At 61.7% G+C, this 11,602-nt stretch carries 12 protein-coding genes; 3 read left to right on the top strand and 9 right to left on the bottom strand.

Features of this window, described 5'->3' with window-relative positions; all coding sequences use genetic code 11:
• Window positions 1-240: 240 nt before the first annotated feature.
• From AC1DNW_RS13750 to AC1DNW_RS13740, 3 genes are all read right to left on the bottom strand, one after another.
• Window positions 241-804 carry a hypothetical protein gene (locus AC1DNW_RS13750; RefSeq protein WP_113310936.1) on the bottom strand — a complete coding sequence of 188 codons (564 nt, stop codon included), beginning with the start codon at window positions 802-804 and terminating at the stop codon, window positions 241-243.
• A gap of 153 nt (window positions 805-957) precedes the next feature.
• Window positions 958-1,755: a methyltransferase domain-containing protein gene (locus tag AC1DNW_RS13745; RefSeq protein WP_113310935.1), complete on the bottom strand. Its 798-nt coding sequence runs from the start codon at window positions 1,753-1,755 to the stop codon at window positions 958-960.
• A 297-nt stretch (window positions 1,756-2,052) separates the two neighbouring features.
• Entirely contained in the window at window positions 2,053-2,997 is a 945-nt protein-coding gene (locus AC1DNW_RS13740) for an AEC family transporter (protein WP_113310934.1), read from the bottom strand.
• Between the two features lie 124 nt (window positions 2,998-3,121).
• Between AC1DNW_RS13740 and AC1DNW_RS13735 the strand changes: the two genes are divergently transcribed.
• Window positions 3,122-4,015 carry a LysR family transcriptional regulator gene (locus AC1DNW_RS13735; protein WP_113310933.1) on the top strand — a complete coding sequence of 298 codons (894 nt, stop codon included), beginning with the start codon at window positions 3,122-3,124 and terminating at the stop codon, window positions 4,013-4,015.
• 283 nt (window positions 4,016-4,298) lie between these two features.
• Here AC1DNW_RS13735 and AC1DNW_RS13730 read toward each other — a convergent pair whose 3' ends face one another.
• On the bottom strand, window positions 4,299-5,243 hold the full coding sequence (locus AC1DNW_RS13730) for a DUF3616 domain-containing protein (RefSeq protein ID WP_113310932.1): 945 nt from the start codon (window positions 5,241-5,243) through the stop codon (window positions 4,299-4,301).
• Between the two features lie 334 nt (window positions 5,244-5,577).
• Window positions 5,578-8,190: a helix-turn-helix transcriptional regulator gene (locus AC1DNW_RS13725; protein WP_113310931.1), complete on the bottom strand. Its 2,613-nt coding sequence runs from the start codon at window positions 8,188-8,190 to the stop codon at window positions 5,578-5,580.
• 152 nt (window positions 8,191-8,342) lie between these two features.
• Between AC1DNW_RS13725 and AC1DNW_RS13720 the strand changes: the two genes are divergently transcribed.
• Window positions 8,343-8,618: a DUF4242 domain-containing protein gene (locus tag AC1DNW_RS13720; RefSeq protein WP_113310930.1), complete on the top strand. Its 276-nt coding sequence runs from the start codon at window positions 8,343-8,345 to the stop codon at window positions 8,616-8,618.
• A 375-nt stretch (window positions 8,619-8,993) separates the two neighbouring features.
• Here AC1DNW_RS13720 and AC1DNW_RS13715 read toward each other — a convergent pair whose 3' ends face one another.
• Window positions 8,994-9,362 carry a nuclear transport factor 2 family protein gene (locus tag AC1DNW_RS13715; protein ID WP_113310929.1) on the bottom strand — a complete coding sequence of 123 codons (369 nt, stop codon included), beginning with the start codon at window positions 9,360-9,362 and terminating at the stop codon, window positions 8,994-8,996.
• A gap of 106 nt (window positions 9,363-9,468) precedes the next feature.
• Here AC1DNW_RS13715 and AC1DNW_RS13710 point away from each other — a divergent pair, with 106 nt between their 5' ends.
• Window positions 9,469-10,404 carry an AraC family transcriptional regulator gene (locus tag AC1DNW_RS13710; RefSeq protein WP_113310928.1) on the top strand — a complete coding sequence of 312 codons (936 nt, stop codon included), beginning with the start codon at window positions 9,469-9,471 and terminating at the stop codon, window positions 10,402-10,404.
• An 86-nt stretch (window positions 10,405-10,490) separates the two neighbouring features.
• Here the strand turns inward: AC1DNW_RS13710 and AC1DNW_RS13705 are convergent, their stop codons facing one another.
• From AC1DNW_RS13705 to AC1DNW_RS13695, 3 genes are all read right to left on the bottom strand, one after another.
• Window positions 10,491-10,778, bottom strand: a complete 288-nt coding sequence (locus tag AC1DNW_RS13705; RefSeq protein ID WP_113310927.1) for a hypothetical protein — start codon at window positions 10,776-10,778, stop codon at window positions 10,491-10,493.
• A 149-nt stretch (window positions 10,779-10,927) separates the two neighbouring features.
• Window positions 10,928-11,206 (bottom strand): BON domain-containing protein, encoded by a 279-nt coding sequence (locus tag AC1DNW_RS13700; protein ID WP_113310926.1) that lies wholly within the window; start codon window positions 11,204-11,206, stop codon window positions 10,928-10,930.
• Window positions 11,203-11,529, bottom strand: coding sequence for a hypothetical protein (locus tag AC1DNW_RS13695; RefSeq protein ID WP_113297028.1), 327 nt, complete (start codon window positions 11,527-11,529; stop codon window positions 11,203-11,205). The genes AC1DNW_RS13700 and AC1DNW_RS13695 overlap by 4 nt, the downstream gene beginning before the upstream one ends.
• Window positions 11,530-11,602 lie beyond the last annotated feature (73 nt).

Below are 11,602 nucleotides of genomic sequence, written 5' to 3'. Positions count from 1 at the left end.
GAACCAACCTCTTGAGTTGGGCTAGGGCTAGCGTGGGGATGGTTGTTGGGGTGAAGTGGCGCTACACCTTCACCGTGACGACGCGAACAGAAGAGCCCGCCCCAAAGCCGCCGGCGTGGGGAACTTAACGTGCCGCGACCGTTTTCCACATCCTTGACCTATCGGGAGAGCGAGACGGTGCCACAACTTTGTCCCTCCCAGAATCGTTTCGCCCAAACGGCATTGGCTGGCTCCCACCTATCAGGAGTCGCCAATCATACTGCAGGTGTACTTGCTGTAGGTGCCATAGTCGGTGATCCAGCCGTTGTCTTCGAAATACCGGTTCTGGCCAGGTCCGGAAATGACCGTCACATCCTTGCCGGTACGCTGCAGGATATTGTCATGCACCGTCTTTGCCGTTTCCGGAAAGGAGAAGCTGTAATAGAAATCCGACATGCAGCCGCCGCCGGCATTCAGGGCGTAGATCGGCAGGCTGAACTGGTTGAACCGGCTTCCGAAATATTCCCCGACCGTGTTGACCACCACCGCTGGTCCTTCGTTCGAGATGCAGGTCGCCGATATCCCGCTTTCCATGGCCTTCAGGCTTTGCCTGGTCGCGTCGGGCAGGGCGAGGTTGTTGATGAGCATTTCCTTGTCGTCGGCATTGTAGGAAAGTCCGCCCTCGGCAAAGGCGCAATTGACAGGGTCGGGAAAGAGTGTTTCCGCCCATTTGTCTACGGCAATTCTTGACGTCGGAAGAAGAACAGTCGTCGAGAAAAGCATTGCAACTGACATGCCGTGAAAATTGAAAAGCAATGACAACATCTATATTCGCCCCTAACCCCACATGCAGGTTGCATGGCAGGCGCGAATTTTCAACATGGATTTTCCTGCAAAATCTCGGCAACTGATTTCCGCTGCGATGGTGCTCCAAACTTGTCGGGTGGCTGACCTGGCAATGAAGGAGAGACAAGCCACTCACCCCGCATTGCGGCTCACAAACAACCCCGTCTCCTTACCCACCTCCAGTACACCGCCGCCCGTGCGAAACGCCTCCGAGATCGCCGCCCGAAAAGCCGCAAGCTCTTCCTCGCTCGCCCTGTCCCCCGGCGGATAGGATGTCAGCGCCAGGAACACATCCTCCGGCTCCGTTATCCGCATATGGGCCGGGTGCTCGGTCATCGTCACATTGCCGAACTGCGCCTGCATCAGCCGTCCCGCCGTCTCATAGCCGAAGGCGGCACCCGCGGGGTCGTAGGGCGGGCTGCCGAACACCGTCGTCAGCTCGTACATGCCCCGCATGTTGTTGGCACCATTGGTGGTCACTGCAAGGTGACCGCCCGGTTTCAGCACGCGGTGCATTTCGGCAATCGCCTGCGCCTGATCGGCGACGTGGTAGAGCATGTGCATGGCGACGACGGTGTCGAACGTCCCGTCGTCGAAGGGCAGGGCGGTGGCGTCGGCCTGCTTTCCGGTGACTTCCGCGAAGGCGAGCGAGCGGCAGCGATCGAGTCCTTCCTGCAGCATGCCGGGGGAGAGATCGGCAAGCGTGAGATGCAGATCGTCGGGCAGTTCGGTTGCCACGGAAGCCCAGAACCAGGCGGGGCCGCAGCCGATATCCAGCACCTGATCGCCTGACTTGAGGGGAAGCTGTCTTGCCACCCAGGGAAACCAGCCGGTTTCGGCGATCGTATATTCGCGGTTCAGGCGCCCGCGCGCGGCAAGCTTGCGGCTGTCGCTATATTGCTCGTTATTGCCTGTGGTGATGGATGACATGGCTGGCCCTGCTTCCCTCAATGTCAGATGGAATGAATCCGGCGGCTGATCCTGCATCTTTGCCGCGAGTGGGGCAATTGCGATATCTGGCCTTTGACGGGCGGGCGGTTGCCGCGCTCAACCGCACCTGCTACCTCACCCCTCAGCCATCGCCGGCCTCGAAGGAGAAACAGTGAAGAACCCCATCTTTCTCGTCATCGCGAGCCTCTTCATTCTGGTGGCGATCGCCGGCCTTGCGATCAGCTCGGCGCGGCTGATCGGCCTGTTCGGCTGAGCAGTGACAGGGAGCGGCTGCGTCTAGACCTTCCCCGCAAGCGCCAGATAGGCCGAGATCGTCAACACCGAAAGCACCGTCGAGGCGAGCACGACGCGGCCGGTGAGGCTTGCTTCGCGGCCGTAGAATTCCGCCAGCATGAACGGGCCGGTGCCGGTCGGCAGCGCTGCGAGCAGCACGGCGGTATGGGTGGCGGCCGGCGGCAGGTTGAGCAGCGGTGCGGCGATCAGCCAGGTGACGACGGGCTGGGCGACCAGCTTCAGGCCGACGAGAATGCTCGCAGTCGTCGCCCGGGCGCTTGCTTCGCCGGCCCTGTTGCCGGCCAGAAACAGGCCGAGCGCGATCAGCGCGCAGGGTGAGGCTGCCCCGCCCAGAAGCTTCAGGAAGGCATCCATGGGAGCGGGGAGCGAGACACCCGAGAGCATGACCAGCGCGCCGAGGGCGGGGGCGACGAGTAGCGGGTTTTTCGCCAGCGACCGGGCGGTCTTGATGGCGATATCGCGCCGCCGGGTTTCGGATTGCAGGCCGCCTTCGATGAGGATGATGGCGACGGCGAAGAGCACGCAGACGGTGAGGATGGTCGAGATCAGCGTCGGCGCCATGCCGGTGTCGCCGACGAGCGACAGGACGAGCGGAAATCCGATGAAGCCGGTATTGGCATAACTCGCGTTCAGCCCGTCGATCGCGGCATCGGCGAGATGCCGGCCCTTGGCGACGCGCCAGCAGAGTGTGGCGCCGAAGATGACGGCGCAGCCTGATGTAAACGCGATAATGAAGCCCGGCTGCCAGATCTCGGCGGGCCTGGCATTGGCCATGATGTCGAAGAGCAGAGCGGGCAAGGCGAGGTAGACGACCAGTCGGTTCACTTCCCGCGTGGCATGTTCGCCGAGCGCCCCGGTCTTGCGGGCGATCCAGCCGGCGAGGATGAGGGCAAAGATCGGCAGGACAATCGAGAGATTTGTCAGCATTTAAGGTAACTCGGCGCGATTCTTGGCTGGGGCGATCGATGCCTGGCGTGATCATTGCCTAACGTCCCGGATCAAGATAATCCAATGTCATCTTGAGCACTGATTGATACTTCTGGGGTATCGAATGGACACTCGCCACATGCGCATTTTCGTGGCGCTGGCCGAAACGCTGCATTTCGGCCATGCGGCCGCACGCATGAACATGAGCCAGCCGCCCTTCAGCCGGCAGATATCGGCGATCGAAAAGACGCTCGGTGTGACGCTCTTCGAGCGCAATTCGCGCAATGTGGCGCTGACACCCGCCGGCCAGCATTTCCTTGCCGATTGCCGCGTCGTGCTCGAAGGTTTCGATGCCGCCTGCCGGGATGTGCAACTGGTCGCCAGCGGCATGAAGGGCGAGCTGAAACTCGGCTTCATGATGCATGCCGCCCATAGCGTCATCCCGGCGCTGGTGCGGCTCTACTCCGAGGCGCGACCGGATGTACGGCTGATCCTCGAAGAGCGCATACCCACCGATATCGAGGACATGCTGGCCGAAGGGAAACTCGATGCCGCCGTCACCTTCGGCGGTGGCGCCGCGCCGCATCTGAGAACATTGCTGCTTGCCCGCGACCGGTTGTGCCTGATTGCACCGTCAGGCCATCGGCTAGCCGAGGCCGATAGCATCGGCCCGCAGTCGCTGTCGGGCGAAAAGCTGATCGCCGCGCCGGCAACCGTGGCGCCGACGCTGCGTTCGGCAATTTCCCTCTACTGCGCCGGTGGCGGCGTCATCCCGCATTACGCCTTCGAGCCGCGCCTGCAGCACACGATCATCCGGCTGGTGCAGGAGGGGCTCGGTGTGGCGCTGATCCCGCAATCGCTTTGCAGTGACCTTGTGGAGGGGGTGGTGTCGAGAGCGCTCGACGCTGCGCCGGAATTCGATGTCGTGCTCTGCGCCTCGCGGGCTGCCAGGAACCCGGCCGTGCCGCAACTGTTCGAGGTGGCGGCTGGCGCGGGCGGGCGTCGAGGAGAGGGATGATGTTTTCGGCAGGGGCGCCCTTTCGATTTTTCGGGATTGGGCCCCTGCGATTGAAGGATCCGCCCCAAACCCCTCCCCATACAGGGGAGGGGCCTAACCTGCCGCGCCGCTCCTGCGCTCTTCACCGTTTCAGGATAGGCGAGGCGGTGCCGCCCCTGGTCTCTCCCCTTTTTGGGAAGGTTGGGGCGGTGTTTTTGACTCCACGTGTCCTCGTAAACCGGCTTGATGAGGGGAAAAGGTTCTGGCCGCCGCCTCGCCTCTCGATTTCGCGTTGCCGAAGCGCTCAGAATTTCACTTCGACGGCGGGAAAGAAGGCGTCCTTGGGCGGATCCTTGTCGGCGCATTCCGCGCCATTCACCAGCGCACCGCCGCTATCGCTCAGGATTTCGCCCTCGTGATCGCTCCAGACCACGATTGCCTCCGGCGTCATTCCCGAGAAATCAGCGTCGGGACCGGGCGTCACCTTGCCTTCGGCATTTCCATCCCACCAGAAAAGTTTTGGCGCAGGTTTGCCGCCATCGGGCTCGGAGCCTGCCAGGACGAGATATCGGCTGCCGACCCGCGCAATGTCGCGCACGCCACGGCCGGTCGTTCCCGCTCCATCGGAAAGGTCCATCGTGACGACACGGGTAATTTGCGCAGATCCCGTGTCGCCAGGTCCCAGCTTGACCAGCTGCAGTGGATTGGCGAGCTCGAGCAGGATGGCGCGGTCATCGGGCACCGGCCCCCGCAAGCCGATCAGAAGATGCCCGTCGGGCGTTGCTGCCAGACCTTCGATGTTGACGCGGGTTTTCAAACTGTCTTCGCTGCTGCCGAGCGCCTTGGCCATGTCCGCACGAAGATTGCGATAGACCTCGCCCGAGTTGGACAATGTCCCATCGGCCGACACGCTGGTGGCAAATAATTCCTTGCGCTTTTTCTTGTCTTCCCCGCTGCTGTTCAGCGAATGGGATGTGAGCCAGAATATGGTGTCGCCGATACGGGCGCTGCCTTCAATGTCCGTCACGTCATCGACCGCGAACTTGGAGACCGGTTCCGGCTTTCCCTGCTGATAGATCATGATTGCAGAGAAATCGTCGCTTGCGACCGCTACATGCGACGCATCGACCAAGGCTGCGGCCGAGGCCTCGCAGATGCCACGATATGTGTGGTTTCCTGCATTGACCGCCAGCGGGCCGGCGAGCGAAGAAAGTACGGCCAAAAGGATCACGCGGCTGCTATTGCTCATGCGACAAGCCCCCCGTCTCGACGCCTAGCCTCCCGGTTAGGTGGCAAGTCGGAAAATAAACTCTCTCGGAAGGTGCATGTCAAGATAATCTTTAATAATTAATCACGGATCGACTGTTGTGGTTGCTGCAAAATTCAGTTCTGCCTTTTCAATTATAGACCGGTTTGATTTTCATAAATAACATTCATCTTAACGAGTTCTGTTCTGCATGCGTCACGATCAGAATAGCTTTGCATGGCCCGCCAATTTTCAAGATGAAGTATATTTATTCTTGAGAACATTGTGGGAGCTTCCTCTGAAGTGCCGGTGCGGGCAGGTGGCCGGAACGCGTGACCTATTGCAGCAACCCCAGCTTCCGCCCTTCGGCCGCCGCCTGGCCCCTGGATTTCGCGTTCAGTTTGGCGAGGATCGAGGAGATGTGGTGATCGATGGTTTTGGCCGAGACGAACAGGCGCGCGCCGATTTCGGCATTCGAGCGGCCCTCGTCGATCAGCCGCAACACGTCCATTTCCCTTGTCGTGAGGCCGGCGGCGTTGGCCTGGGTGCTGGCCCTCGGGCCGCGGGTCGCAAGCCGACCGTTGCGCTTGCGGATCATGTCCTTCACATGGGCAACCACGGCGGTGGCGTTGAGTGCTTCCAGTAACGTCAGGGCACGGTAGAGCGCATCATTGTCGCCGTCGAGCAGGGCAAGTGCTGCGAGATAGGGCGCGCGGCGGTCTGTCCAGATATCGGCGGCTTCCTGCCATCTGCCCTTGAGCATGGCAATCACGGCAGCGTCGCCCTCCATAGTGTCAGGCGCAAGGCCGGTAACGCCCAGAATATGCGCCCAGAAGCCGATCATCGAACCTGCCGCATCGTCGCTGCAGAGTGCGGCGGCCTGTCGAAGACCGGCGAGTGCCTCGTCCCGGTCGCAGAGGCCGAGCCAGGCGCGCTCGGCCATCAGCGCGGCATAGGCCGACAGGCGCTGGAATTCGAAGGTGTTTTCGAGGAATTTCGTCATTTCCTGCAGCAGCTCGTCCGTTGTTTCGCCGCGCCGCGTTCTGAGTGTCGCCAGCGCCACGAGCGAGGGATAGCGGGAAAGGGCCGGCGCATTCTGGTTGTCGACGACGGCCTGCGCCGCCGCTCCTGCTTCCTCCCAGCGGCCGAGGAAGGTCAGCAATTCCGCAAGCTCACCGCGCATATAGTCGCGCCAGGTATCGAGATCATGCTCGATGCAATAGGCAATACCGCGCGTCAGCACATCTTCGGCCGCAGTCGTGGCATGGAGCTGGATTTCCACCCAGGCGCGGTTGGTGAAGGCGCGCGCCGCATGTTCCTGGAAGCCATGGTCGAGGGCGATTGCCAGTGCCTCTTCCAGCGTCTGCCGGGCGCGATCGGGCTCGCGCCAGCAGATTGCGGTGCCGACATTGTTCAACGCGTGGCAGAGCACCTCGGGCCTGGCGATATCGTCCGATGTCACGAGCGCGATGGCGCGCTCGCCGTAAAGCGTCGCCGTCTCGGCGTCGCCCGCCAGCATGCCGAGCTGCGAGAGGTTGGAATAGGCCATGGCAAGCTCGGCAGGCGCTGCTGCCTCTTCCAGCGCTTCGACGGCCTCGCGCCCGAAGGCATCGGCGCCCTTGCGATCTCCGGCGAGATAGCTCAGCCGAGACAGCCAGCGCAGGTTGTCGCCGATATGCCTGATATCCCCCAGGGTCCGATAGAGCGCCAGCGCGCTGGTCTGCGCCGCGATAGCCCGTTCCATCTGGCCGATCAGGTGGCATTCGAAGGCATAACCCTCATAGAGGCAGGCGCGCTCGGCATCGCTGAGGGCGCCTGCATGGGCGAGCGCCAGTTCGTAGTGGCGCACGGCCTGACGGTGGGCTCCGAGCCTTCCGGCCTCGCTTGCCGCCTTCGGCGCAAGTTCAGAGATCGCGGCTGCGTCCTGCGCCTCGTTGGCATGGTGGACCATGCGCGCCACGGACGCATCGCCGCTCTGGCGGAAATAGGCGAGCGCCTTTTCATTCAGCGCGCGGCGGCGAAGCGGCGGCAGCGATTGCTCGATCGCCTGACGTGCAATCTCATGACGGAACATGAAGAGGCCGCCTGCCGGCACCAGAAGCCCGCAGGCCGTACAGGCCTCCAGTGCCGATCGCGCAGAGGTGCCGCAGATCGCCTCGATCAGTTCGGGGGCAAAGGCATCGGGCGAGGTGGAGGCTGCCCAGAGCGCCTCTCTGTGGGCCTCGTCAAGTATATCGGCACGCGCCAGCACGGCATCGCGGATCGTTGTCGGCAGGTGGTCGCGGCTGAGAGGCGGCAGGCAATCGCTGCCCGCGCAATCCACGAGTTCACTGACGAAATAGGCGTTGCCGCCGGTGGCGGAAAAGATCGCCTCGCCATCGAGCCCCTTCGGATCCGCAAGCTCCAGTACGGCGGCTTTCGACAGCGGCGGCACGGCGATGCGCAGCCAATGGGCCGGCGGGATGTCGGCCAGCAGCCGCCGCAGCCGCGTCTGGCCGGGCGTGTCGTCGTTTCTCGCCGTCAGGACTGACAGCAGACAAGTGTTGCGGATACGCCGGCCGATATAGCGGATCAAGTTCAGCGTGGCGTCATCGGCCCAGTGAATATCCTCGATGACGAGCAATGTCGGCTGGCGCTCCGCCGTCAGCAGGTCGAGCACTTCGGAGAAGAGGGAAATCCAGTTGCCGCCTGAAACCCGCGTCAGAGTCCAGCGCGCTTCCCGCGCAATATCCCGCCAGGGGCCGAGCGGCTCGGCCGTGCCGAAATTCTCGCAGGCGCCGGAAAGAACCCGCGTGCCCTCGGGAACGGCACGGGCGAAGGCTGCGGCGAGAGAGGACTTGCCGGCACCGGCTTCCCCTTCCAGGAGGACGACCCTGCCATGGCCGTCGGCGGCATCGCGCAACAACGACTGCAAATGATCGAGATTGGGGGCGCGCTCGATTAGCCGCATGGCGGATTATTGCCAGCATCGCTGCCGGCTGGAAATAGCAGCGTGTCAAAATAGGGCAGGGAGGCGCAGAAAATGGGGAGATATCCCGATGCGGCGCTCTGTCGCGCGGCATAGCGTCCGTCCCGTCACTACCACGCGAACAGGAGGTCGCCATGCCGAAATATCTCATCGAGCGGAACGTTCCCGGTGCAGCCAAGCTCACACCCGAGCAGCTGAAGGAGATTTCCGCCACGTCCAACAAGGTCGTTGCCGGCCTCGACCGCCCCTATAACTGGATCACCAGCTATGTCGCCGGCGACAAGATCTATTGCGTGCACGAGGCCGACAGCGCCGAAACCGTCTACCGCCACGCCCGCGAAGGCGGCTTCCCGGCTGATCTCGTCACCGAGATCGCCTCCGAGATCGGCCCCCAGACCGCACGCGCCTGATCACCCGCGCCGGTCGTTTTGCGAGGGGCAGCGGCCGGCGCTTACCTCGTTCCCTCCTCGGGTTCGGCTCGGGGAGGGGATGGGGGAGGAAGGGAGCACAACCCGCTAGAGCATATCCGTTTTTCTTCGAATCACGAAAATACTCTATCTCTTTGTTTTCACGCAATTCCGTACGCAAAACCGCTACACACTTTTGCTGGAATTGCTCTAAAGACCCTGTTGATGACGAAGATTTCGGTGTGATGTCCCAGATGCCACCAATGGCAGCTACAGGGCCCTTTGCAGACCTTCCTGGATCGCCGACGCAAATGGCGATGAGGCTTGCCAACCTGAAACAAAAAAGGTTGCGTCAGTCCGGCGACCCCATCTCAATCTTCAAAAGAAGCCTGCCATATAGACGAACCTTCCGTCACTGTCTGCGCGCACGAAATTATACCCGGTAGCCACCTTCGTTCCGTCCTTCCTATGCATCGACCAGATCGCCATGAGTTCGCCATGGTGGACGAAGAGCTTGTCCGTATTGAAATACGTTCCTGGCATCTTTTGCTGAAAACCGTCGATATGCGCTATCAGCCCAGCGCGGGTCTTGCCTTCTCCGCCGGGGTTCGTAAACACCAGATCATCGGCAACGCTCAGCTTGAGAAGCCGCTCGCGTTCTTCGTCAGCCATTGGAGCATATGCGGCCAGATATGCGTGCCAATGTTGTTCGAGCCTTTGCGTGGTCATAATAGATTCCTTCGTCATTCAATCTCTCGTTCACCGCGTTGACGCGGCATGGATCACATTTGTAACGTGCCAATTTTACACGGTCGATAATTCAGACCCCGGAAGAGTTTACCTATAGTACAAAATGGACCCGTTTCTTGAACTGATAGGGCTGTTACGACCTCGCGCCACCTTATTGGGCGGCGGTCTTGATGCCTTTGGACGATGGAGCCTTTCCTTTCGCAAACGGGACGATCTTCTGTTCTGCTGGGTCGAGCGCGGCGAGTTCCAACTGATACGCCCTGACGACGCGCCCGTTCACATCAGGCAGGGAGACTTTTTCCTGATCCGGACCTTCACCCCGTTCACGATGACATCGGACCCATCCATCCATCCTATCGACAGCGAAACGGCGGTGGCGACTGCGGGGAGCAAGCGCCTGACGCTGGGGGAAGGCGTGGACCGACCTGTGACGCTGCACGCGGGCAAGTTTGTGTTCGACACAGTCAATGAGGACCTCCTTGCCGGCCTGCTTCCAACCTTCGTCCACATAGCCGAGGAGGACAAATCCCTGGATCGAGTGCGAGTACTTCTGACGATGAACGAGAACGAGGCGCGACAACCGGGTCCCGCCAGCGAATTCATCGTCACGCGGCTGGTTGAACTCATTCTGGTCGAAATACTGCGGGCGAAACCGCTGCATGTGGACGAAGACCAGGCTGGCCTTCTTGCTGGACTGAGCGATCCGATCACGATGCAGGCGCTGTCGGCGATACATAGGGACGTTGCCTACGGCTGGACCGTCGCCGGACTGGCGAAGCTATGCGGTGTATCGAGGTCTACGTTTGCCACCCGGTTTCGCCAGGTCGTGGGAACTGGACCGATCGAGTATCTGATGCATTGGCGGATGGCGCTCGCCAAGGATCAACTGGCCCGCGGAGCACGTGGGATCGGCGAGATCGGATTGGCTATCGGCTTCCAGTCTTCGAGTGCGTTCAGCACTGCATTCACGCGGGAGGTGGGATGTTCGCCCAAGCGTTTCATCGGTGTTGCGGCGAAACTCGGCCCTAAGCGGTCATAGCGAAGTCGTCCGGAAGATTTCGGTGGGCGCCCTCGCTCAAAGCAACCGCTGTTGCGCTCCGCGCTGACGGCCCGGCGGTGCCAATGTCAGCAGGAACCCGTACGGGCAGATGCCGTGGCGCCGGGAGATCTGGATTGCAGGCGGGAGAGCAGGCGCAGCGCTGCGGAGACGGCGAACCTGGCGGATGCCGGATCGGCGGCGGAGATCTGTTGGCGGCAGGTCTTCAGCCGTCCCGAAACCTCGCCGATTTCGGCATGCAGCGAAGTATTGCCGGCAGCCGCCGCGTCGGATGAGGCCGTGTCAAGATGGACGACCAGCAGCTCGATGACGGCGAGGCGTTCTTCCTGCGGCATGGATTCGAATTCTATCGGCATGTCACAACCTTATGGAGGGCCTTCTCCAGAGGCGCTATCCAGAGAAAAGATGTGCGAGCCGGCGACGAACACTCACCCCGTGACATCGCCGATATCAGGCAATTACGGTTGCGACCCTGCCGGGGCAGTCCAGGCAAGGCCAAGTCAGGTCAGAGCGAACAGGACAGCTCGTTGAGAACGTGCCTCACGCCGTCGACGCCCCGCGCCACATCGGCCGCCCGGTCGATCTCAGCGTAGAGCGGCACCCATCCTGCGAGGGTGACGTCACCATCCTGCGCGGATACGAAAATATAGGTCGCGTCTATACCGCCTGCGCGGTGAAGGGATGCCGACACCTCGGATTCCAGATCGGCCGCATTGGCCGGTCTCGAATGCACGAGATGCAGATGCCGTTCCCGCACGGGCGTATCTGTTCTCTTGCGCATCATACTGCCGTCGCGATGCCTGCCTGCGGCAGGCCCTGAATGGCAAAGCGGCCCTTCACATAGGGATCGGCCGCGCCGGAATAATCGCCGGCGTTCTGAAGCGCTGCCATGAGGATCGTTTCATGGCGGATGCCGCTTTTCAACAGCGAAAGGATCTGTGCTGCAGCGTGCACGAACAGCTTCGGTTCGACTGCCTGGTCATATCCGGCTCGATCGAGCACGCGGGTCAGCAGGTTCATATCGTCGCTATCAAGGACGATTTCGCTCGGTGAAGACACCAAGACTGGGGACGCCAAGACTGGATGCGGCGGGATCGCGGAAGACATTCAGTCCTCCTTTCGGTCGGGGCCAGGGTGTGAACGCCCTTAACCAACAGCGCCCGTGAAAATGCTGCTGACA

The sequence above is a fragment of the Rhizobium sp. 05L429 genome (assembly GCF_056397645.1).
Note: the sequence above shows the minus strand (reverse complement) of the source record. Positions and strands in the feature narration are given on the sequence as shown.